The 22,319-nt window shown below is 70.7% G+C and carries 23 protein-coding genes; 7 read left to right on the top strand and 16 right to left on the bottom strand.

Annotated features, from left to right (window positions below; all coding sequences use genetic code 11):
* Positions 1 to 213: 213 nt before the first annotated feature.
* Positions 214 to 996: a 3-hydroxybutyrate dehydrogenase gene (locus GUI43_RS23095; protein WP_112583336.1), complete on the top strand. Its 783-nt coding sequence runs from the start codon at positions 214 to 216 to the stop codon at positions 994 to 996.
* A 14-nt stretch (positions 997 to 1,010) separates the two neighbouring features.
* Complete coding sequence (locus tag GUI43_RS23090; protein ID WP_112583440.1) at positions 1,011 to 2,930, top strand: helix-turn-helix domain-containing protein; 1,920 nt, start codon at positions 1,011 to 1,013, stop codon at positions 2,928 to 2,930.
* A gap of 87 nt (positions 2,931 to 3,017) precedes the next feature.
* On the opposite strand, the gene GUI43_RS23085 is transcribed toward GUI43_RS23090, so the two are convergent.
* The 8 genes from GUI43_RS23085 to GUI43_RS23050 form a co-directional block, all read right to left on the bottom strand.
* On the bottom strand, positions 3,018 to 3,626 hold the full coding sequence (locus GUI43_RS23085) for a TetR/AcrR family transcriptional regulator (protein WP_112583337.1): 609 nt from the start codon (positions 3,624 to 3,626) through the stop codon (positions 3,018 to 3,020).
* 11 nt (positions 3,627 to 3,637) lie between these two features.
* Positions 3,638 to 5,206, bottom strand: a complete 1,569-nt coding sequence (locus GUI43_RS23080; protein WP_112583338.1) for an MFS transporter — start codon at positions 5,204 to 5,206, stop codon at positions 3,638 to 3,640.
* 84 nt (positions 5,207 to 5,290) lie between these two features.
* A complete protein-coding gene (locus GUI43_RS23075; RefSeq protein ID WP_249037827.1) occupies positions 5,291 to 5,962 on the bottom strand; it encodes a transcriptional regulator in 672 nt (223 codons plus the stop codon).
* Between the two features lie 78 nt (positions 5,963 to 6,040).
* Positions 6,041 to 7,054, bottom strand: coding sequence for a branched-chain amino acid ABC transporter permease (locus tag GUI43_RS23070; RefSeq protein ID WP_112583339.1), 1,014 nt, complete (start codon positions 7,052 to 7,054; stop codon positions 6,041 to 6,043).
* Entirely contained in the window at positions 7,051 to 7,932 is an 882-nt protein-coding gene (locus GUI43_RS23065) for a branched-chain amino acid ABC transporter permease (RefSeq protein WP_112583340.1), read from the bottom strand. The genes GUI43_RS23070 and GUI43_RS23065 overlap by 4 nt, the downstream gene beginning before the upstream one ends.
* 10 nt (positions 7,933 to 7,942) lie before the next feature.
* Complete coding sequence (locus GUI43_RS23060; protein WP_373861043.1) at positions 7,943 to 9,193, bottom strand: ABC transporter substrate-binding protein; 1,251 nt, start codon at positions 9,191 to 9,193, stop codon at positions 7,943 to 7,945.
* Between the two features lie 51 nt (positions 9,194 to 9,244).
* The gene (locus GUI43_RS23055; protein ID WP_112606145.1) at positions 9,245 to 9,937 is read right to left on the bottom strand and encodes an ABC transporter ATP-binding protein; all 693 of its coding nucleotides are present in this window, start codon (positions 9,935 to 9,937) and stop codon (positions 9,245 to 9,247) included.
* Positions 9,924 to 10,685, bottom strand: a complete 762-nt coding sequence (locus GUI43_RS23050; RefSeq protein WP_112583343.1) for an ABC transporter ATP-binding protein — start codon at positions 10,683 to 10,685, stop codon at positions 9,924 to 9,926. The genes GUI43_RS23055 and GUI43_RS23050 overlap by 14 nt, the downstream gene beginning before the upstream one ends.
* Positions 10,686 to 10,907: 222 nt before the next feature.
* Here GUI43_RS23050 and GUI43_RS23045 point away from each other — a divergent pair, with 222 nt between their 5' ends.
* Entirely contained in the window at positions 10,908 to 11,765 is an 858-nt protein-coding gene (locus tag GUI43_RS23045; protein WP_112699769.1) for an SPFH domain-containing protein, read from the top strand.
* A 166-nt stretch (positions 11,766 to 11,931) separates the two neighbouring features.
* On the opposite strand, the gene GUI43_RS23040 is transcribed toward GUI43_RS23045, so the two are convergent.
* Together GUI43_RS23040 and GUI43_RS23035 are read right to left on the bottom strand one after the other, a co-directional pair.
* Complete coding sequence (locus GUI43_RS23040; protein WP_112583345.1) at positions 11,932 to 13,308, bottom strand: permease prefix domain 1-containing protein; 1,377 nt, start codon at positions 13,306 to 13,308, stop codon at positions 11,932 to 11,934.
* A complete protein-coding gene (locus GUI43_RS23035) occupies positions 13,305 to 13,670 on the bottom strand; it encodes a PadR family transcriptional regulator (protein WP_091401794.1) in 366 nt (121 codons plus the stop codon). Before GUI43_RS23035 ends, GUI43_RS23040 begins: the two co-directional genes overlap by 4 nt.
* A gap of 151 nt (positions 13,671 to 13,821) precedes the next feature.
* Here GUI43_RS23035 and GUI43_RS23030 point away from each other — a divergent pair, with 151 nt between their 5' ends.
* Both GUI43_RS23030 and GUI43_RS23025 read left to right on the top strand, forming a co-directional pair.
* Positions 13,822 to 14,109 carry a hypothetical protein gene (locus GUI43_RS23030; protein ID WP_030488337.1) on the top strand — a complete coding sequence of 96 codons (288 nt, stop codon included), beginning with the start codon at positions 13,822 to 13,824 and terminating at the stop codon, positions 14,107 to 14,109.
* A gap of 115 nt (positions 14,110 to 14,224) precedes the next feature.
* Positions 14,225 to 14,647, top strand: coding sequence for a phosphotransferase (locus GUI43_RS23025; protein WP_211326749.1), 423 nt, complete (start codon positions 14,225 to 14,227; stop codon positions 14,645 to 14,647).
* Between the two features lie 20 nt (positions 14,648 to 14,667).
* On the opposite strand, the gene GUI43_RS23020 is transcribed toward GUI43_RS23025, so the two are convergent.
* The 3 genes from GUI43_RS23020 to GUI43_RS23010 form a co-directional block, all read right to left on the bottom strand.
* On the bottom strand, positions 14,668 to 15,810 hold the full coding sequence (locus GUI43_RS23020) for an alcohol dehydrogenase catalytic domain-containing protein (protein ID WP_249037826.1): 1,143 nt from the start codon (positions 15,808 to 15,810) through the stop codon (positions 14,668 to 14,670).
* The gene (locus GUI43_RS23015; protein ID WP_112699768.1) at positions 15,807 to 17,261 is read right to left on the bottom strand and encodes an aldehyde dehydrogenase family protein; all 1,455 of its coding nucleotides are present in this window, start codon (positions 17,259 to 17,261) and stop codon (positions 15,807 to 15,809) included. Before GUI43_RS23015 ends, GUI43_RS23020 begins: the two co-directional genes overlap by 4 nt.
* 81 nt (positions 17,262 to 17,342) lie before the next feature.
* Positions 17,343 to 17,999, bottom strand: a complete 657-nt coding sequence (locus GUI43_RS23010) for a TetR/AcrR family transcriptional regulator C-terminal domain-containing protein (protein ID WP_112699767.1) — start codon at positions 17,997 to 17,999, stop codon at positions 17,343 to 17,345.
* 195 nt (positions 18,000 to 18,194) lie between these two features.
* Here GUI43_RS23010 and GUI43_RS23005 point away from each other — a divergent pair, with 195 nt between their 5' ends.
* Both GUI43_RS23005 and GUI43_RS23000 read left to right on the top strand, forming a co-directional pair.
* Positions 18,195 to 19,367, top strand: coding sequence for an acyl-CoA dehydrogenase family protein (locus tag GUI43_RS23005; RefSeq protein WP_112583443.1), 1,173 nt, complete (start codon positions 18,195 to 18,197; stop codon positions 19,365 to 19,367).
* A gap of 87 nt (positions 19,368 to 19,454) precedes the next feature.
* A complete protein-coding gene (locus tag GUI43_RS23000) occupies positions 19,455 to 19,976 on the top strand; it encodes a peptidoglycan-binding domain-containing protein (protein ID WP_112699766.1) in 522 nt (173 codons plus the stop codon).
* A gap of 39 nt (positions 19,977 to 20,015) precedes the next feature.
* Here GUI43_RS23000 and GUI43_RS22995 read toward each other — a convergent pair whose 3' ends face one another.
* From GUI43_RS22995 to GUI43_RS22985, 3 genes are all read right to left on the bottom strand, one after another.
* Complete coding sequence (locus tag GUI43_RS22995; RefSeq protein ID WP_112583349.1) at positions 20,016 to 21,053, bottom strand: aminotransferase class V-fold PLP-dependent enzyme; 1,038 nt, start codon at positions 21,051 to 21,053, stop codon at positions 20,016 to 20,018.
* Between the two features lie 61 nt (positions 21,054 to 21,114).
* Positions 21,115 to 21,651 (bottom strand): SigE family RNA polymerase sigma factor, encoded by a 537-nt coding sequence (locus GUI43_RS22990; RefSeq protein WP_112583350.1) that lies wholly within the window; start codon positions 21,649 to 21,651, stop codon positions 21,115 to 21,117.
* Positions 21,651 to 22,262, bottom strand: a complete 612-nt coding sequence (locus GUI43_RS22985; RefSeq protein ID WP_112583351.1) for a permease-like cell division protein FtsX — start codon at positions 22,260 to 22,262, stop codon at positions 21,651 to 21,653. Before GUI43_RS22985 ends, GUI43_RS22990 begins: the two co-directional genes overlap by 1 nt.
* Positions 22,263 to 22,319 lie beyond the last annotated feature (57 nt).

The following is a 22,319-nucleotide window of genomic DNA, read 5'->3' as shown; positions in this document are numbered from 1 at the left end:
CGGCCGGCGTCGCGACCGAACGGACCCTGGTCCGCCGGCTCAAGGCCGACCCGGCCGACCGCTACGCGCACGAGACGAGGCGCGGCGCGGTGGAAGGGAGCGGCGGCGGGGCGGAACGGGTGGCAGGGGCGGGTGGGGCCACACAGCTTTGGTACGGAGTATGTGTCGCTGGCCCATGTGCCGGGGAGCACACAGCTCGTAACTTCTTGCGCCATGACGGCAGAACCCGTGGTGGTCCCCCACGTCGTACAGGTCGACCTCTCCGGTCGGACCGCCCTGGTCACCGGGGGCGGCGGCGGCATCGGGCGGGCGTGTGCCCTGCGGCTGGGCGCGGCCGGCGCCAAGGTGATCGTGGTGGACCGCAACCTGGAGGCGGCCAAGGCGGTGGCCGCAGAGGCCGGTGGCCGGGCCGAGGGCGTGGACCTGTCCGACGCCGCGGCGGTGGATTCACTCGACGTGGACGTGGACATCGTGGTGAACAACGCCGGGCTCCAGCACGTCGCGCCGTTGCAGGACTTTCCCGTCGAGCGTTTCGAGTACATCCAGCGGGTGATGGTGGAGGCGCCGTTCCTGCTGATCCGCCGGGCGCTGCCGCACATGTACGCGCGGGGCTGGGGGCGGATCGTCAACATCTCCTCGGTGCACGGGTTGCGTGCCTCGCCGTACAAGGCGGCCTACGTCTCGGCCAAGCACGCCCTGGAAGGGCTGTCGAAGGTGGTCGCGTTGGAGGGCGCCGCGCACGGGGTCACCGCCAACTGCATCAACCCGGCGTACGTGCGTACCGCGCTGGTGGAGAGCCAGATCGCCGACCAGGCGGCCAGTCACGGCATCGACGAGGCCGAGGTGATCGAGAAGATCATGCTGGCCCGGGCCGCGATCAAACGGTTGATCGAGCCGGAGGAGGTGGCCGAGTTGCTGGCGTACCTCTGCTCGCCGCCGGCGGCGTTCATCACCGGGGCGTCGATCGCCCTCGACGGGGGCTGGACGGCCAACTAGTGGGGCTGAGCACAATGTCGACCATGTCTTCGCCGGTGGAGTTCCTGGAGCTGCTCGCCCGAGAGGCCGCGGCGGTCGAGTTCGAGGGACCGCTGGTGGCCGCGCGGGCCGCCGGGCTGCCACCGGACCGGCTGGCCGAGCTGGAGCAGGCCAAGTCGGTGGCGTTGCGGGTCCGCGCGCTGCTGGAGCGTCGCCGCCGCCGGGAGAGCGAGCTGTCCGGCCTGTACGACACGGTCAGCGACCTGGCCGGGCTGCGCGATCTGGACGACGTGTTGCGGGCGATCGTGCACCGGGCCCGTCACCTGCTGGGCGCGGACGTGGCGTACATGACGCTCAACGACGACGAACGTGGCGACACCTACATGCGGGTGACCGACGGGTCGGTCTCGGCCCGCTTCCAGCGGCTGCGCCTGCCGATGGGCGCTGGTCTCGGTGGTCTGGTGGCCCAGTCCGGTGCCCCGTACGTCACCGCCAACTACGGCGAGGACGCGCGCTTCCACCACACCGGCGAGATCGACGCCGGGGTGGGCGAGGAGGGTCTGGTGGCGATCCTGGGGGTGCCGCTGCGGCTCGGTTCGACCTCGATCGGGGTGCTCTACGCGGCCAACCGTTCGGCCCGGCCGTTCGTCCGGGAGGAGGTGGCGCTGCTGGTGTCGCTGGCCGCGCACGCCGCGGTGGCGATCGACACCGCCCGGCTGCTGACCGAGACCCGTTCCGCGTTGGCCGAGTTGTCGGCGGCGAACACCACCATCCGGGCGCACAGCAGCTCGGTGGAGCGGGCCGCGGCGGCACACGACCGGATGACCGCGCTGGTGCTGCGTGGCGGCGGTGTGGAGGACGTGGCGGCTGCGGTGACCGAGGTGCTGGGCGGCGCGCTGCTGGCGCTGGACGCCGAGGGCCGCCTGCTGGCTCGGGTGGGTGAGATCGAGGAGCCGGACCGCGCGGACATCGTCGAGGCGGTGGCCGCGTCCCGGACCGAGGGTCGCAGCGTACGGCGGGGTCCGCTCTGGTACGCGGCGGTGGTGGCGGGCGCGGAGAACCTGGGCGCCCTGGTGCTGCGCCCGGACGACGAGTTGGTCGACGCCGACCAGCGCATCCTGGAGCGGGCGGCGTTGGTGACCGCGCTGCTGCTGCTGTTCCGCCGGACGGTCGCGGAGGCGGAGGGGCGGGTGCGTGGTGAGTTGCTGGACGACCTGATCGCCCGCCCGCTGCGCGACACCGACGCGCTGCGTAGTCGTGCCCGTCGGCTCGGGGTGGACCTGGACGCGCCGCACGTGCTGGTGGCGGTGGGCGACGACGCGATCGCCGCGACCGGCTCGGCTCGGCAGCGGGTGCTCTCCTGGGCCACCACGTACGCCTCGGCGCGCGGCGGGCTGGCCGCGGCGCGCGACGGCCGGGTGGTGCTGATGCTGCCGGGGTTGGACGCGGGCGGCAGCGCCCGCGCGGTGGCCCGGGACCTGTCCCGGGTGACCGGTCGGCCGGTGACCGCCGGGGCGAGTGGCCCGTCGAACACACCGGCGGCGCTGGCCAGGACGTTCCAGGAGGCGGACCGGTGCCTGACGGCGCTGGGCGCGCTGGGCCGCGCCGGGCAGGGCGCGAGCACCGTGGAGTTGGGCTTCGTCGGGTTGTTGCTGGGCACCGTCGGTGACCGGGGTGAGAAGGACGTGACCGAGTTCCTCAGCGCCACCGTCGGGCCGGTGCTCGACTACGACGCCCGGCGCGGCACGGCTCTGGTGAAGACGCTGGAGGCGTACTTCGGGGTGGGTGGCAGCCTGGCCCGGGCCGCCGAGCAACTGCACGTGCACGTCAACACGGTGACCCAGCGGTTGGAGCGGGTCGGGCAGTTGCTCGGCGTCGACTGGCAGCGGCCCGAGCGGGCGCTGGAGGTGCAGCTCGCGCTGCGGCTGCACCGCCTGCGCGCACCGGCCGGCTGACCGACGCCGGCCGGCGGACCGAACGCCGCCGACCGAGCGCCCGCCGTCAGTAGGCCGGCACGAACGTCGCCGATCGAGCGCTCGGCGTCAGCGGGCCTGGATGCCCTCCAGCACGGCGTCGACGACCCGTTCGGGCAGGGACTGCTCGTCCAGGTCCGGGTTCCACTGGAGGACCCGTTGGATCAGCATCGGCCCGGTGAGCAGCGCCATCGTCACCTCGACGTCGATGTCGGCGCGCAGCACGCCCTCGTCGATGCCGCGCCGCAGCACCTCGCGCATCAGCTGCCGCCGGGGCGAGATGATGTTCTGGTAGAGCTGGAACTGGTCGGCGCTGCGGTTCACGGCGGGTGCCAGGCAGGGCATGATCTTGGCCGCTCGCGGGTCGACGTTCTTGCCGATCGCGCCGACCAGCAGCACCAGGTCGTCGCGGACGGAGTGGCCCGCGGGCTGCGCCATGACGCCCTTGAGGCGGCGCAACGCGTCCAGCAGCAACGCGTCCTTGCCGGCCCAGCGCCGGTAGATGGTGGCCTTGCCGACCCCGGCGCGGGTGGCGATCGCCTCGATCGAGAGCGCCTCGATGGTGCTGCCCTCGGCGAGCAGGTCGAGGGTGGCCTCGATGATGGCCTCGTCGGCGCGGATGCTCCGCGGTCGCCCGGGCGACCGCGGAGCATCGGCAGTGGACGTCATGTCCGCCATTCTCCCCGAACCTATGCCGTACCGGCCAGCTCAGGCTCGGCGACCGGCGCCGCCGGGGCGACGCTCGTGTCCTCCTTGCCCGGCATCCAGCGCAGCACCACGATGATCCCGAGTGCGGCGATCACCGCGGAGAGCCCGGCCGCCCAGTGCATGGCGGTGACGAAGGCGTCGTTGGCCGCCGAGATCAGCCCTGGCGCCGCCGGGCCGAGCTGGCCCGCCGCCGCGTACGCACCGGAGATCGACTCGTTGGCCGCGTCCTGGGCCTGCGTGGGCAGACCGGTCAACGCGTCACCGATGTCGCTGCGGTAGACCGCGGAGAGCACCGAGCCGAGGACTGCGACGCCGAGCGCGCCGGCCACCTGGCGGATGGTGTTGCTGACCGCGGAGCCCACCCCGGCCTTCTCCCGGGGCAGCGCCGACATGATCGACTCGGTGGCCGGCGGCATGATGTTGGCCATTCCGGCGCCCTGGATGAGGAAGACGAGCAGCACGATCCAGATCGGGGTGGAGGCGCCGATGAAGACGAACGCGCCGAGTGACACCACTGTCAGCGCCAACCCGACGGTGGCGACGGCCTTACCGCCGTAGCGGCGGACCATCGCGGCGCTGCGCGGCGCGAAGACCAGCTGGGCGCCGGCGAAGGGCAGGAAGAGCAGACCGGTCTGCAACGGGCTGTAGTCGCGCACGAGTTGCAGGTAGAACGAGCCGAAGAACATCGAGCCCATCGCGGCGAAGAACACCAGGCCGACGATGGCGACCGGCGCTGCGAACCGGGGCACCTTGAACAGTCGGACGTCCAGCGACGGGTGGTCGCTGCGCCGCTCGTGCTGAACGAACCAGGCCAGCACCGCGACGCCGATCAGGATCGAGCCCCAGGCCAGCGGGCGGCCGAAGCCGTGCTCGCCGCCGTCGATGATGCCGTAGGAGAGGGCGACCAGGCCGACCACGGAGAGCAGCACGCCGAGCACGTCGATCCGGCCGGGCCGCGGGTCACGCGACTCGGGGACCAGCAGCGCCACCAGAACCACGCCGGCAACGACCACCGGCACGTTGATCAGGAAGACCGAGCCCCACCAGAAGTGCTCCAGCAGCGCGCCGCCGAGGATCGGGCCGATCGCCACGGCGAGACCGACCGCACCGGCCCAGACACCGATGGCCCGACCACGCTCGCGCGGGTCGAAGACGTTGGAGATGATCGACAAAGTCACCGGCATGATGGCCGCGCCGCCGACCCCCATCAGGGCGCGGGCCGCGATGAGCTGTCCGGGGCTCTGGGCGTACGCGGAGAGCAGCGAAGCCAGGCCGAACAGCACCAGTCCGATCATCAGGAAGCGCTTGCGGCCGGCGCGGTCGCCGAGCACCCCGAAGGTGAACAGCAGCCCGGCGAAGACAAGCGTGTAGGAGTTGATGGACCACTCCAGCTCGCCCTGGCTGGCGCCGAGACCGTGCACCGGGTCGGCCAGGGTGCGCAGGGCGACGTTGAGGATCGTGTTGTCGAGGACGACCACGAGGAGGCTGATCACCAGCACCCCCAGGATCGCCCACCGCCTCGGGTGTCCGGTGTTGTTGTGCAGCTCCATGCCTGGCTTTCCCCCCACGCTGATCACCCGCGACGAAATACGATACGGGTCAGACTCGTAACGCGGGTCAGCCTACGACGCGTATTAACGATACGGCACCGATCCGTATCGTATGTGGTGGGCATCACGCCCGGACGCGACCGCCAGGCAGGCGTGGACGGCCTCCGTCAACGTGCCGAGACGGACCGCCGGAGCGCCGAGCGGCTCGATCCAGCCCGGCCCCGCGCCGTACACCCGGAGCAGCGGGAAGTCCCGGGCGAAGCGCACCAGGCGGTACGCGCGGCCGGTGAGCGGCGTCTGCGACCAGAGCACTACGGTGCGCGGGCGGGCCCGGTACACCGCGCTGGTGAGCGCGGTCCAGGGCAGCGCGGGGCCGAGGTTCAGACAGCCGCGGCCCTGCTCGCGCAGCGCGGCGCCGAGCGCCAGCAGACCCAGGCTGTGCGCCTCCTTCTCGGCGCCGGCCAACAGCACGCCGCCGGTGGGCAGTGACCGGCCCGGCTCCCGGCGGTAGACGTCCAACCCGACCCGGACACCCTCGCAGAGGGCGTGCTCGACGACGACCTCGACGGCGGTACGCCCCGACAGCCGGGCCAGCAACGGACGACAGACCTGCTCCCAGAGCGCCGGCACGCCCCAGGCCTCGGCCAACTCCAGCACAAGCGTCGCAACGGCGTTGGCGTCCAGGTCCTCGGCAGCCAGCGACACCTGCTTGTGCGCGATCTCCACGGCCTCGGCCGGCATCGGATCGGTCAGCACCAGACGTACCCCCGGGTAGACGTTCTCTACCCGGGGGTTCGCTCGGCACGCACCTGGCGGATGCGCCGTCGCGGAATTTCAGCGGCGGCGGGCCGCCAGCCGGTGGGCCAACGCGGCGACGCTGCCCCAGATGCCGCGCCGGAACAGCACCACGACCAGGACGAAGATGCCGCCGGTGACCAGGCCGATCGCCTCGAACCCGGAGAACGACAGCCAGTCCTCCAGCCGGACCACGAGGGCGGCGCCGAGCACCCCACCCCAGAGGGTGCCGATCCCGCCGAGCACCACCACGATGACCGCCTTGCCGGAGGTGGTCCAGTGCAGCACGTCCAGCGAGACGAACCGGTGGCCGACCGCGAACAACCCGCCACCGAGGCCGGCGATGAACCCGGAGAGCACGAACGCGGTGAGCTTGTAGCGGTGCACCGGATAGCCCAGCGCCCTGGCCCGCGCCGGGTTGTCCCGGATGCCGACCAGCACCCGACCGAACGGTGAGTGCACGATCCGCCAGGCGGCGGCGAGCCCGAGCAGCACGATCGGCAGGATCGCGTAGTAGAAGAAGTAGTCGTCGGTGAGGTCGACGCCGAACAGCTCGCGGGGCACCCCCTGGAGGCCGTTCTCGCCCTGCGTCACCGAACGCCACTCGTTGGCGACGTAGTAGACCATCTGCGCGAAGGCCAGGGTCACCATGGCGAAGTAGATGCCGGTCCGCTTGACCGCCAGGTATCCGATCGGCACCGCCAGCACGGCTGCGGCGAGGGCCCCGGCCAGCACCGCGAGGGGAAACGGCAGGCCGGCGTGGATGGCCACCAGCCCGGTGACGTACGCGGAGGTGCCCCAGAACGCGGCGTGACCGAAGGACATCAGCCCGGTGAAGCCGAGCAGCAGGTCCACCGCCACGGCGAAGAGCGCCCAGCAGAGGATGTCCACCGCGACCGCCGGGTAGAGGCCGTTGGGCAGCCACGCCGCGACGGCCAGGCCGACGGCGAGCAGCGCGTACCGGACCCAGCCGGGGGCCCGGGCCACGGCGATCAGCCCGGACGGTGGCGTCGAACGGGACGCGTCGGTAGGAGTGTCCACGGTGTTGGTCATGCGGGGGCCTCCTCCCGACCGAACAGGCCGGCCGGGCGCCAGAGCAGCACGCCGGCCATCACCACGAAGACGATCGTCTGCGAGACGAGCGGGAAGTTGGAGAGGTACGCCTCACCCCACGCCTGCACGAGTCCAATGCCGAAGCCTGCGGCGACCGACCCGAAGATCGAGCCCAGCCCGCCGATCACCACCACGGCGAACACCACGATGATCAGGTCGGCGCCCATCAGCGGGTTGACCGCGCGCATCGGCGCGGCCAGCACACCGGCGAGGCCGGCCAGCCCGATGCCGAAGCCGAACACCGGGGTCACCCACCGTCCGACGTCGATGCCGAACGCACGGGTCAGGTCCGGCCGCTCGGTGGCCGCACGGACCACCATGCCGATCCGGGTCCGGGTCAGCACCCACCACACCGCGACGCAGAGCAGCACCGCGAAGCCGAGGATGAACACCCGGTACGTCGGGAAGTCGAACAGCCCGAAGTCGACCGACCCGCTCAACAGCGACGGTGTCTCGTACGGGCTGGACTGCACGCCGTAGCGCAGTTTCACCAGGTCCTGAAGGATCAGCGTCAGACCGAAGGTGAGCAGGAAGTTGTAGAGCGGGTCCAGTTTGGTCAGTCGGTGGATCACCGCGCGTTCCAGCGCCATGCCGAGCAGACCCAGCCCCACCGGCATGATCACCAGGGCGGCCCAGAACGGCACGCCGGCCTCGCTGAGCAGCACGTACGCCCCGAACGCGCCGAGCATGTAGAACGCGCCGTGGGCGAAGTTGACGACCCGCAGCATGCCGAAGATGACAGCGAGCCCGAGGGCGAGCAGGGCGTAGAACGCCCCACTCACCAACCCGTTGAACGTGTTCTGCGCGAATCCGCTCACAGCGAGCCGCTCACAGCTTGCAGTCCGCGGAGGGCGCGCGGAACGCCTCCGCGGCGGGGATCGTCTTGAGCACCTTCACGTAGTCCCACGGCTCGGCGACCTCGGACTGCGGCTTCACCTGGGCCAGGTACGCGTCGTGCACCACCCGGTGGTCCTCGGCGCGGATCTTCCCGTTGCGCAGGAAGACGTCCTCGACCGTCTTGCCCTCCAGGCCCTTGACCACGGCGTCCGCGTCATCGGTGCCGGCGGCCTGCACCGCCTCCAGGTACTGCAACGCCGCGGAGTAGTTGGCGGCGTGCGCGAAGGTCGGCCGGGTGCCGGCCTTCTGCTGGAAGCGGTCGGCGAACTCCCGGTTCTTCGCGTCGAAGTTCCAGTACCAGGCGTCGGTGTACGTGGTGCCGGCCAGCGCGGCCGGGGTGAGCGAGTGGATGTCGGTGAGGAACATCAGCCCCACCGCCAGGCCGACGCCCTTGTCCCGCAGCTTGAACTCGTTGTACTGCTTCACCACGTTGACCAGCTCCGCGCCGGCCTGCATGGTGCCCAGCACGTCCGGCTTCGGGTTCAGGTTCGGCGCCTTGAGCAGGAAGGTGGAGAAGTCACCGCTGGTGTTCGGGAACGGCGCCCCGTCCTTGCCGACGACAGTGCCGCCGGCCGCCGTGATCGCTGTGGAGAAGCTCTTCTCCATGTCCTGACCGAAGGCGTAGTTCGGATAGAGGATGTACCAGTTCTTGCCGATCTGCTCGGTGGTGGTCTTTCCGGTGCCGTTGGCCAGCATGTACGTGTCGTACGCGTAGTGGAAGGTGTACTTGTTGCAGCTCTTGCCGGTCAGGTCGGTGGTCGCCGCCCCGATGTTGAAGTAGAGCTTCTTCTTCTCCTTCGCCACGTCGGCGACCTTCAACGCGGCCGACGAGGTGGGCACGTCCAGGATCAGGTCGACGCCCTTGCGGTCGTACATCTCCTGGGCCTTGGAGTTGGCCACGTCCGGCTTGTTCTGGTGGTCGGCCGTCTCCACTGTGATGTCAGTGGTCACCGCCTTGTCGCCGTACTTCGCTGTGAAGTCGGCGATGGCCATCTCCACCGCAGCCACCGAGTTCTTTCCGGACAACTCCGAGTACGCCCCGGACTGGTCGTTGAGCACGCCCAGCACGATCTTGTCGCCGGTCAGCTTCTGGTCGCCACTCGACTGGGGACCACCGCCACCGCATCCGGCGGCCAGCACCACCACGGCCGACGCCGCGGCCACACCCATCGTCCTGCGCATGCCCACTCCATCCATTCCGCGCGGCGTCGCGCGGGTCGTCGTTGAGAAAATTCAGATCCCGAGGTACGCGAGCAGTTCGCGTTCGCGCGAACGCACCTCGGAGTTGTCCATCGCCTCGGCGACCCGGCCCTCGGCCAGCAGGTAGTGCCGGTCGGCGACACCGGTGGCGAAGTGCAGGTTCTGTTCGACCAGCAGCACTGTCACCCCGTGCCGTTTGGCCTCGCGCAGCAGGTCGCCGACCTGCTGCACCAGCAGTGGCGACAGCCCTTCGGTGGGCTCGTCGCAGAGCAGCAGCCGGGCGCCCATCCGCAGCACCCGGGCCAGCGCGAGCATCTGCTGCTCGCCGCCGGAGAGCATGGTGGCCGCCGAGTCCCGTCGGGTGTACAGGGCCGGGAACGCCTCGTACACCCGCTCCAGCGACCACGGGTCGGGGCCGACAGTGGGTGGCAGCGTGAGGTTCTCGGTGACTGTCAACGTGGCGTAGCTGCCCCGGTCGTCGGGCACCCAGCCCAGCCCCAGGCGGGCCCGCTTGTGCGCCGGCAACCTGGTGATGTCCCGCCCGTCCAGCTCCACAGTGCCGCGCTGACCGGGGTGCAGCCCCATCACGCAGCGCAGCAGGGTGGACTTGCCGGCGCCGTTGCGGCCGACCAGGGTGACCACCTCGCCGGCGGAAACCTCAAGGCTGACGTCGCGCAACACCTGCGCCTCGCCGTAGAAGGCGGACAGGTTCTCAATGCGCAGCATCGGCGGCTCCCAGGTAGGCGGTGATCACGCGCTCGTCGGCGCGGACCTGCTCGTATGGACCCTCGACGAGGACCTTGCCGGCCTGGAGCACGGTGACGGTGTCGGCGAGACGGCCGACCACGCTCATGTTGTGCTCGACCATCACCACGGTCCGGCCCTGACGGACCCGACCGATCAGCTCGACGGTGCGGTCGACGTCCTCCAGGCCCATGCCCGCGGTCGGCTCGTCGAGCAGCAGCACCTTCGGGTCCAGTGCCAGGGCGATGGCCAGCTCCAGGGCGCGTTTCCGGCCGTACGCCAGGGACGCCGAGGGGGCGTCCGCCAGCTCGGCCAACCCCACCATGGCCAGCAGTTCGTCGGCCCGTTCGGTGTAGCGGCCCATCAGCTTCGCCGACCGCCAGAACCGCCAGCCCAGCCCGCTGGGCGACTGCAACGCCAGCGCGACGTGTTCGCGCGCGGACAGTTGGGGAAAGAGACTGGTGATCTGGAACGAGCGGGCCACACCGAGCCGGGCCACCTGCTCGGGGGGCAGCCCGGTGACGTCCCGTCCGGCCAGTTCGATCCGGCCACCACTGGGTCGCAGGAAGCCGGTGAGCAGGTTGAACAGGGTGGTCTTGCCCGCGCCGTTCGGGCCGACCAGCGCGTGCACGCTGTCCGACGCCACGTCGAGGTCGACGTCGTCGACCGCCCGGAAGCCCCGGAAGTCGCGGGTCAGCCCACGGGCCGACAGGAGCGCTTGCCCGGCCATCGCCTCATCCTCCGCACGTCGCGGCGACGGTCGGTTCGGTGACCGTGGTCACAGGCCCGTCGCGTGGACGAAACCTACGGCGGTCCGCCGGAGTCGAACCATGTCGATGAGCTCCATATTCGACCCACGTTTGGCGTGCGCGAACTCCACTCCCCGCGCCGTCGACTTGACCAGACCCCCTAGGTTGATGATCCACACAGCCCATCGGAAGGTCCCCACCCCATGCCCGTCGGCTTCACCATGGCGATCGTCTTCGCCGTCGCCCTGGCGGTCAGCGCCGTCGTCGCTCTCGTCGCTCCCGCACGGTCGCTCAAGCGGATGGCCGCCCTCGCGGCGCTCGGCTTTCTCGCCCTCACGCTGGTGGTCGGCGTCGCCTCCAGCGCCCACTCGGTGCCCATCCGCTCGGTCGGCATCGTCACCAGCTTCGGCAAGCCCACCGGTGAGGTGACCGGCTCTGGCCTGAAGTGGGTGGCCCCCTGGCAGAAGGTCGGCGAGTGGGACGCGGGCCGCCAGAAGTACGACCACATCGGCGGCAACAACTGCGTACGTGTGCGCACCGGCACCCTCGCCGACGCCTGCGTCGAGGTGCTCGTCGAATGGCAGGTCAAGCCGGAGAACGCGCCGAAGCAGTTCATGGACTACAAGGGCGACTTCGGCAGCTTCCGGGGTCAGCGGGTGGGTGTGCAGCTCGACAGCGCGGTCAACGACGCCTTCGCCGCGTACAACCCGCTGGAGAAGATCGACGCCCAGACCGGCGACCTCAACGTCGACCTGAAGCCGTTCGCCGCGAACATCAAGACCAGCGCGGAGGCCCGCCTCGCCACCGACGTGGACATCCTCTCGGTGACCATCACCCGGGTGAACCACGACGACAAGACCGAGGGCAACATCAAGGCGTTCCAGGACAAGCTGGCGCAGACCCGCAACCTGGAGCAGGACCGCAAGAACGCCGAGATCTCCAAGCAGATCACCGAGACCAACGCCAAAGTCGACAAGGTGACCCGTTGTCTGGAGATCGCGGAGAAGAACGGCGCGAACCCGGGGCTCTGCATCAACCCGGGCATCGTCACCGGCAAGTGACCCGCAATCCCAGGACGATCACCATCGGTCACCTTCGCCGGGGCGGATACGGCACCAAGCGGTATACCTCAGAGGCATATTTATACCTCTGAGGTATACCGCTCCCCGGCAGATCGACATGGCGGGTCAGCCGGGCCCACGGTGGAGGCCGTGAGGAATCACTCGTCTAGGCGAAGCTGAACAGCGGCGGGAAGACGAGGACCACGATCCAGGCCCACGCCGCGTACACCGGCAGGTAGCCGGTCTGCCACCGTTCGAGCGCCGCGAACGGCGTGCGCCGACGGATGAAGGACAGCAGCAGCCACGCCGACCACGCGAGGTTGACCAGCAGAATCACGTTCTCGCCGAGCGCGGCCGCCCGGTTCGGCGTACCGCCGTACTCGTCGGTGATGCGCCCGGTGATCTCCAGCAGCACCAGCACGTCGATGGCCAACGCACTGACCACGAGCGCGAGTTGGAGCTTGTCGAACGGGCCGGGCGGGGCCAGCGGGTCACGGGCCGAGAGTGAGTAGAGCAGCAACCCCAGCACCACGACCAGCAGGAGGTCGAAGAGGAGCAGCGCCTCCCGCTCGACGTCGATGCCGTGGCTGGTCCAGACGACAGCGACGAGGAAGGCGAGCAGGGCGGCCGTGAAGAGCGGGGTGAACAGCCGGGTGAGGACCGGCGCGATGTTCTCGACGACACTCTGCTTGGCCTCGACGAGCCACCCGGCCACCACGACCGCGGCCGCGGCGCCACCGGGCAGCAGCCACTGCGAGATGAACGCCTCCGGGACGATCCCGATGGCCGCGAAGGTGTTGAACAGGAACGCGGAGAGCACGCCGCCACCGAGGGCCATCAGCACCAGGTAGATGAACCACTCACCGGTGAACCGGATGAAGTCCATGCGTCGACGGGAGGAGCGCCAGTCGTCGGCGACATAGGCCAGGCCGACCACCAGCCATAGGGCGATGGGCAGGTGGACGCTGGTGACGACAACGGACTGTGAATCGTCCGCCAGAGGGTAGGCGTTAGCCGCCACGGCGCCGAGAACGAAGAGCACCGCCAGTGCCGCGATCACCGTCCGTCGGGCCCCCCGGCGCCAGGCCAGGTACGCCGCCAGCCAGGGCAGCGCGAACAGTGTGAAGTTCCGCGCGTAGAACGAGCCGTCGTCGGCGAAGCTCAGCCCGAACAGCGCCGGCACCTTGACGGACACCACAGCACCCGCCGCACAGCCGAGCATGACCCACAGGTCCCGGCGGGAGCGGGTGCCGCCGACCGGGCTGCCGGAGTCGCCGGTCAGCACCAACTGCTTCCACAACCGTTCGGAGTGTTCCCGGGCGAACTCGCGGGAGAGGTCGTCGAGGCTGCCCATTCGTTTCACAGCGACCAGGAACGCCTCGTCCGGGCTCAGGCCAGCAGCGACGAGCTCGTCAACGGAGCCACGAAGGTGGTCTTCCAGTTCGTCGGCGTCCACCGCTTGCAGCTCCCGGCGGCGCAGCACGTACTGGCGCCACTGCTCGAACTGCGCTTCAAGCTCCTGCGGCCCCTCGTGCGCCGTCATGCCAGGCCCTCCAACGGGTGCACCGTCAGCGGCGCGCGGTCGTGCCAGATCTCCTTGAGCGCACCCACCACCGTGTCCCACTGTCGGCGCTGTTCGGCCAGCTCGGCCAGACCCCGGTCGGTGATGCGGTAGTACTTGCGCTTCCGCTCGCCGGCGACCGCCTGCCAGCTCGACTCCAGGTGACCGAGGCGCTCGAGCCGGTGCAGCAACGGGTAGAGCAGCCCTTCGGTCCAGTCCAGCTCACCCCCGGACAGCTCGTTGATCCGCCGGAGGATGGCGTAGCCGTAGCTCTCGCCCTCCGCCAGGATGCCGAGCACCATCGGCGTCGCCGAGGCGGCGACCAGATCCTTGGCGACCTTCATGAAACCCCCACTCCGAAACCTAGAGGTACGATGCATAGTACTGCTAGGTATCGCTCCCGGCGCAACGTCCCGGGACGAGAGGTCAACCGAATCGCCGTTCCGGGCAGCTGTGGTGCCGCGAACGGCATGGTCCGGGTTAGCCTTGGCGCATATGGCTACCTTTCGCAGCGCCTCAGTGCTCCTTTCCTCAGACGGCACCAGGACCCCCGGCACCGCCGCGCTCTTCGCCGAGCCGGCCCGTAGGGGCGGGATTCCGCCCTGGGCAGGCGACTTCCGACCCGCCAACAGCGCCGGCAACGGCCCCAAGAACGCGGTCGGCAAGACCTTCACGTTGGAACTGCCCGACGGCAGCACCGGCAAGGTCGTCGTCCAGGGCCTCAAGAGCGGCAAGGGCGGCGTCGTGCTGGCGCTGATGGGCGAGGACGCCCCACCCTTCTGACCAGTCGCCCCGGCCTCGTTGCCCGGGTGCCCAGGGTTGGCCCTTCCCGGGTCGACCCAGGGCACCTGGCCAACCACGCCAGTCGCCCCCGACAAATCGCTGGGACTGCGACGAGTTGACATCGCAGCTCGACACCGAGTGCGAGTGGCTCATCGCCAACGGCGTCCTCCCCACCGACCTGGTCACGCGCAACCGCCAGGTCGCCGAGGCGGCGCTCCGGCCGTGGACCCCGGTGTTCACGCACGGCGACCTACAGATCACCCACGTGTTCGTCGACGGTGACCAGATCACCGGCGTACTCGACTGGTCCGAGGCGTGCCAGGGCGACGCCCTCTTCGACCTCGCCACCTTGACACTCGGCCACGAGGAGCACCTCGGCGACGTCCTCGCCGGTTACCGCGCCGACGTCGACCTCGACGTGATCCGCGCGTGGTGGTCGTTGCGAAGCCTGCTGGCGATCCGCTGGCTCGTCGAGCACGGCTTCGACCCGTGGGCACCAGGCTGCGAAGTCGACGTGCTGAGATCGTCGACGCGCTGAGTTCCCGGCTGTGACCAGCGTCAGTCCAGGGTGACCACCCAGCGAGCGCCCTCGCCCCGCGCCAGTCTGTCGAACGCCGCGGGCGCCTCGTCCAACGGAACCGTCCCGCTGACCAGCACACCCAGATCCAGTGCACTGTCGGCGAGTTCGGCAGCCAGCACCGGCACCTCCCGGTCCGGATCGGACGAGCCGTACACCGAGGAGCGCAGCGTGCGCGCGGAGTGGAAGATGTCCAGCGCGCCCAGGCTGACCATGTCGTCCTTGGCGCCCATGCCGACCACCGTCACCGCTCCCCCGCGCCGGGTCAGCCGCCAGGCGGCGCGGATGGTGGCGGCCCGACCGACGCACTCGAAGGCGTGGTCGACGCCCCGGCTCTCGGTGCGCGCCCGTACCTCCTTGGAGAGCCGGTCGTCGGAGAGCAGGAAGTCGGTCGCCCCGGCGGCCAGCGCCAGGTCCCGTTTCGCCTCGGCGACGTCGATGGCCAGGATCGTCGTGGCACCGGCCCGCCGGGCCGCGCTGAGCACGGCGAGCCCGACCCCACCGAGCCCGACGACAGCGACCGACTCGCCGGGTGTCACCCGGGCGGTGTTCCGGACCGCGCCGACGCCGGTGAGCACCGCACAGCCGAGCAGTGCGGCCTGCTCGGGCGGCAGCCCGGCGGGGATCGGGATGACGGCACGCTCGGGTACCACGACCGCCTCGGCGAGCGCGCCGAGACCGAGGGTCAGGTGCAGCGGGACCCCGTCGTCGGTCTCGCCGCGCGGCACTGTCGGGGCCGTGGTGTCGGCGCAGAGCCACGGCTCGCCGCGCCGACACCACCAGCAGGCCCGGCAGGCGGGTGCCCAGTTGAGCACGACCGGCGTGCCGACGGTCAGCTGACTGCCCGGCCCGACCTCGGCCACCACGCCTGTCGCCTCGTGCCCGAGCACCAGTGGGAACCTCGCGGCGAGGGTGCCGTTGACCATGGACAGGTCGGAATGGCAGACACCGGCCGCCCGGATCGTCACCCGCACCTCGCCGGGGCCGGGCGCTGGCAGGCGTACCCGCTCGACCCGCAGCTCGGCGCCGGACCCACGCGCGACCAGCGCGCGAACAATGACCGGCGCGGACGCCGGCTCGGTGCCGCCACCCGGAGCGGCCGGGGACAGTTCGGGGTCGGTCATCGCTGGATCGCCTTCAGCTCGCAGAACTCGGCCAGCCCGTGCACGCCCAACTCCCGGCCCAGGCCGGACTGCTTGTAGCCGCCGAACGGTGCGAGCGGGTTGAACGGCGCACCGTTGATGTCGACAGCGCCGGTGCGCAGCCGCCGGGCCACGGCGAGCGCCGCGTCGGTGTCGGCGGACCAGACCGCGCCGGCCAGCCCGTACTTCGAGTTGTTGGCGATGGCGACCGCCTCGTCGGTGTCGGCGAACGGGATGACGGCGAGCACCGGGCCGAAGACCTCCTCCTGGGCGAGCGCGCTGTCGGGGTGCACGTCGGCGAAGACGGTCGGGGCGACGAAGTGCCCCCGGGTCGGCACCGGGGCGTCGGGCCCGCCGGCGACCAGCCGGGCGCCGTCGGCGAGGGCCCGGTCGATGTGGCCACGCACCCGCTCGGCCTGGGCGGCGGAGACCAGCGGGCCGAGCCGGGTCGCCGGGTCGAACGGGTCGCCGAGTCGGTAGCCGGCCACCGCCGTGGCGATCAGGTGGAGGGCTTCGTCGTACCGGTCGCGGTGCACCAGCATCCGGGTCCAGGCGGTACAGGTCTGCCCGGAGTTGAGCAGGGCGTTGCCGACGCCCACCTTGACGGCGGTGGCCAGGTCGGCGTCGGGGAGGATCACGTTGGCGGACTTGCCGCCCAACTCCAGCGCGACCCGGGCGATCCGGTCGGCGGCGAGCCTCATGATTCGCGCGCCGGTGGCGGTGGAGCCGGTGAAGGAGACCAGGTCGACGTCGGGGTGCCCGGCGAGCGCCTCACCGACCACCGGCCCGGTGCCGGGGACCAGGTTGAGCACGCCCGGCGGCAGGCCGGCTTCGGTGACCGCGTCGAAGAGCAGGTACGCGGTCAACGGGGTCAGCTCACTGGGTTTGAGCACCACAGTGCAACCGGCGGCCAGGGCGGGTGCGAGCTTCGCCATCACCTGGTGCAGTGGGTAGTTCCACGGGGTGATCGCGCCGACCACGCCGATCGGCTCGCGGACGACCAGGGAGTTGCCGATGCTCTCCTCGACCGGCACGCGGGCGGCGAGCGCGACGTGGTCCCGCAGCACTGTCAGTGGGAGCCCGACCTGCACCCGGGTGGCGAGCTTGAGCGGCGAGCCCAGCTCCACGGCGATGGTGCGGGCGAGGTCGTCGGCGCGGGCGGTGAGCGCCGCGTGCAGCCGGTCGAGGTGGGCGGAGCGCTCGGCGGGGGTGGCGCCCGACCAGCCGGGAAACGCGGCCCGGGCCGCGGCCACTGCGCGATCCACGTCGGCAGCGGTGCCGGCCGGCACCTGCCCGATCAGCTCTCCGGTGCTCGGGTTCTCCACATCGATGAGACCGGCGTCGGCGGGAGGCGTCCACTCCCCGCCGACGTGCAGGTGGCGCCGGAGGCGCAGGGAGTCGGGCAACAGCGACGGCGGGGCGGCGAGGTCCATGTCGTCCCTTCGAGGGTGGGCGATGGGCGATGGCGACGGGGGTCGCGACGGGCGATGAAACTAGCGCTGGGAGTTTGGACGCTACCCCGTGGGCCGAGCGGACTCCACCGTCTCGACGGTGCGGGTGTACTCGGCGGCCAGACCGTGCAGCAGGGCGTCTAGGCCGAGGGCGAAGGCGCCCTCGTCCACGCTCTGCTGGTGTTCGGCGAGCCGGTGGGCCTGGCGCAGGTGCGGGTAGTGCGCCGCGTACAGCTCCGGGTCCTCGACGAAGCCGCGGGCGAACGAGCCGAGCGCCGACCCGGCCACGAAGTAACGCAGCGCCGCGCCGATGTGGGTGGCGCGGGCCGGCGGCCAACCGGCCCGGACCAGCCCGCCGTAGACCGCGTCGGCCATGGCGAGGGCAGCCGGTCGTCGACCCGGCCCCTGCGCCAGGTACGGCACGATGTTCGGGTGCGAGGTGAGCGCCCGCCGGTACGACCACGCCCAGTCCCGCAGCGCCGCGAGCCAGTCCCGGCTGGCGAAGCCGCTGGTGTCGACGGCACCGGTGACAGTGTCGGCGACCGCGTCGAGGATCTCGTCCTTGGTGGCGAAGTGGTTGTAGAGCGAGGGGCCCTGTACCCCGAGCGCGGCGGCGAGTCGGCGGGTGGAGAGCGCGCCGAGCCCGTCGGCGTCGATCAGCGCGAGCGCCGTCTCGACGATCCGGTCGCGGGTGAGCAGAGGCCGTCGAGGTCGGGGCACGTCAGAACTCCTCGGTCTGCGGTGTCCCTCCCCGTGGGAACACCTGTTCACGCACCCTATCGGGGACCGCCTGCGGGCAGGCGTCACCATGTCGGCCGGAGAAGGGGTCTGGACGAATGAAAACTTACACCGCTAGTTTATGAGGAACCGCTACGGCCCGTGGCGGCACACCACCACGCCGACCGAGGGGGAACCGTGGACTTCGCACTGTCCGACGAGGAACGCGCCGTCCGGGACACCGTGCGCGCGTTCATCACCCGCGAGGTGATGCCCCTGGAAGCGGAGGTGCTCCGCCGGGAACGGGCGCACCAGCCGGGCCTCGACCACTCCGAGGTGCGCGAACTGCAACTCAAGGCGCGCAAGTTCGGCTTCTGGGGCCTGGCCACCCCGGAGGAGTACGGCGGGATGAACCTGCCGGCCGTACTCCAGTCGTTGATCTGGACCGAGCTGGGCCGCACGTTCGTGCCGTTCCGCTTCGGCGGCGAGGCGGACAACATCCTGTTCCACGCCACCGAGGAGCAGAAGCAGGAGTTCCTCATCCCGACCATCGAGGGCGAGCGACGCTCCTGCTTCGCGATCACCGAGCCGGGCGCCGGATCCGACGCGGCAAACATCCGGCTGTCCGCCCGCCGCGACGGCGACGACTGGATCCTCGACGGCGAGAAGACCTTCATCACCGGCGGCCACGACGCCGACTTCGCCATCGTGGTCGCGGTGACCGACCGGGATAAGGGCGCCCGCAACGGCGGCGCCACCGCGTTCCTGGTGGACCGGTCGATGGGCTGGCGCTCCGAGTTCATCCAGACGATGGGCGAGGGCGGGCCCGCGTCGCTCATCTTCGACGGCGTACGCGTGCCGCACCGCAACATCCTCGGTGAGATCGGGCAGGGCTTCACGCTCGGCATGGAGTGGATCGGCAAGGGGCGTTACACCATCCCGTCGCACGCCATCGGCATCGCCGAGCGGGTGTTGCAGATGGCCATCGAGTACGCCAACACCCGGGAGACCTTCGGCACGAAGATCGGCACCAACCAGGCCATCCAGTGGATGATCGCCGACTCCGAGACGGAGCTGGAGGCGGCCCGCTGGCTGGTGCTGCGCTCGGCGTGGACGGTCGACGCGGGCCTGGACCCCCGGCACGCCTCGTCGATGGGCAAGCTCTACGGGGCCGGCATGGTCAACCGGGTGGTCGACCGGGTGCTCCAGATCCACGGCGGCATGGGCTACACCCGAGAGCTGCCGATCGAACGTTGGTACCGGCAGGTCCGGCTCTACCGGATCTTCGAGGGCACCGACGAGATGCAGCGGCTGATCATCTCGCGGGACCTGCTGCGCGGCTACACCAAGATCGGTGGCCACCTGGCCTGACGTCGAATGTCCGGCCGCCGTGAACAAAGTAGGTCCGCCGGCCATCTACCCCCATGACAGCTGCCACTCAGCCAAGGGGGATGTTCCATGCACCTACGAATCAGGGCCGTGGCGACGGCGATCGTCGTCGCCACGGTCGGCGCCGTCGCCATCCCGGCCGCGCCGGCGTCGGCCAACGTCAGCCAGGGGTACATCGCGGGCTCGGGCACCTGGACCGACGACTGGAACGACGAGGGGCCCATCTCCGCGTCGACCCGGTCGTACAACAACGTCGTCGCCATGTGGCAGAAGATCCTGGTTGCCGACGGCTACCTTGCCGCCTCCGGCGTCGACTGCAGGTTCGGTGCGGTGACGACGGCCGCCACCAAGCGGTGGCAGAGCGACAGGGGCCTCGTGAGCGACGGCGTCGTCGGTCCCAAGACACTCGCCAGGGCAGCAACCCGCCTCACCACGTACGAGAGCGACAACTGGTTCTACTACGACGGGCTCGGCAGCAACTTCATCTACTTCGGCCGTCTCCCGGACGGTAGGTGGGACATGAGCCTCGGGGTCGACCTGGAGTGGAAGCCTCTCGCGTACACGCACGCGAACTTCAGCATCTGCTCCTGACCGGCCGGCCGGCCGTGCCCCACAGCGGGCACGGCCGGTCTAACCGGTCAACGCCGTGAGCGCGGCGTCCACGTCGGCCTCGGTGGAGTAGATGTGGAACGAGGCCCGGACCCGTCCGGCGCGCACCGCCGCCCGGATGCCGGCCGCCGCGAGGCGCTGCTCCGCGTCCGGCACGTCCACGCTGACGATGGCGCTCTCCCCCGGCGCCCGGCCCAGCCCGGTCAGGAACCGGTTGGCCAGCGCCACGTTGTGCGCCCCGATCGCCGACACGCCGATCTCGGCGACCACGTCCAGGGCGGGCGCCGCACCGACCCAACTGAACCAGGCCGGTGAGATGTCGAACCGGCGGGCGTCGTCGGCCAGCCGCAGCGGCGGGCCGTAGTAGGAGGCGTGCGGGTCCCGGCCCGCGTACCAGCCGGCCGCGTCGGGGCGCAACCGCTCACGCAACCCGGGGGCCAGATAGGCGTACGCGGTCCCGCGCGGATTCATCAGCCACTTGTAGCCGCCCACCGCCACCGCGTCGGCCCGGCTGCCGTCGAACGGCAGCCAGCCGCACGCCTGGGTAGCGTCCACCGCCACCAGCGCGTCGTGGGCGCGGGCCGCTGCCACGATCTCGTCGTACGCGGCGACCGCCCCGTCAGCCGACTGCACCAGGCTGAACGCCACCAGGTCGGTATCGGCGTCGATGGCGTCGACCAGAGACTCCAGCGGCACCGTGCGGACCTTGACGCCACGCTCCTCCTGAACCAGCCAGGGGAAGAGATTCGAGGTGAACTCGACCTCGGGGACCACCACAGTGGCACCCGCCGGCAGCGCCGCCGCGACCGGCGCGAGGAGCTGCGACACCGCCGCGCCGACCGCCACGTCACCGACCGGCACCCCGATGAGGTCGGCGAAGGTGACGCGAGCCCGGTGCGTCGACTCGCCCCAGCCCTCCCACGACGTACGACCAACCCGCCAGGCCGCGAGAGCCTCCTGCAACGCCGCCCACGCCGGCTCCGGCGGCAACCCGTAGCTGGCGGTGTTCAACCAGCCAGGCTCCGGCTGCCACAGCTTCTGCGCCTGCTCGATCTCCATGTCGTCGACGTTAGGCCGAGCGACGCGCGACGGGCACGGCCAATCGGCGATCGGCGGCCTGTCAGATGCGGACGAAGTCCTGACCGAGCAACGCCCGCAGCCTGGTCAGCGCGCGGGCGTTCTGCATCTTGACCACCGACACGGAGACGTCGAGGGTGCTGGCGACGGCCTCGACGCTCTGGTCCTCCCAGTGCCGGAGCACCACGATGGCCTGGTCGCGGATCGGCAGGGTGGCCAACGCCTGGAGCAGGGCGACGTGCAGCTCCGTGGTGTCGTCGGGCCGTTGCGGCGACCCCTCCGGCAGCTCGGCGAGCACGACCTCGGCGGCGCTGCGCCGCTTGTTCTGGTCGAAGACGGCGTTCATGAGGACCCGACGGCTGTACGCCTCAAGGTTCGCGGTGTGCCGGATCCGGCCCCAGTTCGCGTACATCTTCGCGAAGGTCGTCTGGGTCAGGTCCTGGGCGAGGTGCCAGTCGCGACACATCAGATAGGCGGTACGCCGAAGCCTCGGTGCGGTGGTCTCGACGAAGGCGGTGAACTCCGCCTGCTGGGCGCTCTGCTCACGCCGTCGAGCCGCGCCCCAGCGGGCAGCCGCCATCAGTCGACCGCCGACGCGTTGGTGCCGGCCGGGCAGTCGATGCCGATGATCTCGTCGACCCCGGACAGGCGTTTGACGCGCTCAGCCAGCTCCGCGTACCTCGACCGCACGACGAGCGTGATCCGGAATGACTCCGGCAGTTGGCTGGGCACGATGTGGTCGACGAGTTCGGGAGCGTCCGCGTACACCTTCTTGAACTTCTTCAGCGCCTCTTCGCGGCTCTCATACGCCACCGTCCCGACCGCCGGGTCCGCGTCCAGCGCGCGGTTGACCGCGCTGCGCTGCTGGTCGGTGATCTCGGGAGCAAGGTAGACCGCGGCGTCGGTCGCGGTCTCGTCAGCGGGGGCCTGGCACGCCCTGTTCACGAGCATGCCGAACGCCGCCGGCACCGTCGTCGGTGGCGGCGCCGACCGTTGCGGCGGTGTCGCCACGTTCACCGCCCCCACGGCCGCGACGGCGATCACGGCGGCAACACCTGTCGCCACCAGCCGTTGTCGGCGTCGACGCAGGCCGGTGCCGGCGGTCACCGCGTCACCGACCAGGTCGACCAGGGGTAGTTCCGGCTCGTCGGCGACAGCGCGGTCGAAGAGCACCCGTAGGTTCTGATCCATGTTTCCTCCCGTGGCCCCGGTGGGCTTCCACAGGTCATGACTGGTTGGGACACCGGA

Source organism: Micromonospora noduli (assembly GCF_003264365.1).
GTDB classification, from domain to species: Bacteria; Actinomycetota; Actinomycetes; order Mycobacteriales; family Micromonosporaceae; genus Micromonospora; species Micromonospora noduli.
Note: the sequence above shows the minus strand (reverse complement) of the source record. Positions and strands in the feature narration are given on the sequence as shown.

Coding starts and splice junctions, on each gene's coding strand:
- GUI43_RS23045 (WP_112699769.1), top strand. CDS start 10,908: ATGCCCGTCGGCTTCACCATGGCGATCGTCTTCGCCGTCGCCCTGGCG.
- GUI43_RS23030 (WP_030488337.1), top strand. CDS start 13,822: ATGGCTACCTTTCGCAGCGCCTCAGTGCTCCTTTCCTCAGACGGCACC.
- GUI43_RS23050 (WP_112583343.1), bottom strand. CDS start 10,685: ATGGCCGGGCAAGCGCTCCTGTCGGCCCGTGGGCTGACCCGCGACTTC.
- GUI43_RS22990 (WP_112583350.1), bottom strand. CDS start 21,651: ATGGCGGCTGCCCGCTGGGGCGCGGCTCGACGGCGTGAGCAGAGCGCC.
- GUI43_RS23060 (WP_373861043.1), bottom strand. CDS start 9,193: ATGCGCAGGACGATGGGTGTGGCCGCGGCGTCGGCCGTGGTGGTGCTG.
- GUI43_RS22995 (WP_112583349.1), bottom strand. CDS start 21,053: ATGGAGATCGAGCAGGCGCAGAAGCTGTGGCAGCCGGAGCCTGGCTGG.
- GUI43_RS23085 (WP_112583337.1), bottom strand. CDS start 3,626: ATGGCGGACATGACGTCCACTGCCGATGCTCCGCGGTCGCCCGGGCGA.
- GUI43_RS23095 (WP_112583336.1), top strand. CDS start 214: ATGACGGCAGAACCCGTGGTGGTCCCCCACGTCGTACAGGTCGACCTC.
- GUI43_RS23090 (WP_112583440.1), top strand. CDS start 1,011: ATGTCGACCATGTCTTCGCCGGTGGAGTTCCTGGAGCTGCTCGCCCGA.
- GUI43_RS23035 (WP_091401794.1), bottom strand. CDS start 13,670: ATGAAGGTCGCCAAGGATCTGGTCGCCGCCTCGGCGACGCCGATGGTG.
- GUI43_RS22985 (WP_112583351.1), bottom strand. CDS start 22,262: ATGGATCAGAACCTACGGGTGCTCTTCGACCGCGCTGTCGCCGACGAG.
- GUI43_RS23055 (WP_112606145.1), bottom strand. CDS start 9,937: ATGCTGCGCATTGAGAACCTGTCCGCCTTCTACGGCGAGGCGCAGGTG.
- GUI43_RS23070 (WP_112583339.1), bottom strand. CDS start 7,054: ATGACCAACACCGTGGACACTCCTACCGACGCGTCCCGTTCGACGCCA.
- GUI43_RS23080 (WP_112583338.1), bottom strand. CDS start 5,206: ATGGAGCTGCACAACAACACCGGACACCCGAGGCGGTGGGCGATCCTG.
- GUI43_RS23020 (WP_249037826.1), bottom strand. CDS start 15,810: ATGACCGACCCCGAACTGTCCCCGGCCGCTCCGGGTGGCGGCACCGAG.
- GUI43_RS23000 (WP_112699766.1), top strand. CDS start 19,455: ATGCACCTACGAATCAGGGCCGTGGCGACGGCGATCGTCGTCGCCACG.
- GUI43_RS23040 (WP_112583345.1), bottom strand. CDS start 13,308: ATGACGGCGCACGAGGGGCCGCAGGAGCTTGAAGCGCAGTTCGAGCAG.
- GUI43_RS23015 (WP_112699768.1), bottom strand. CDS start 17,261: ATGGACCTCGCCGCCCCGCCGTCGCTGTTGCCCGACTCCCTGCGCCTC.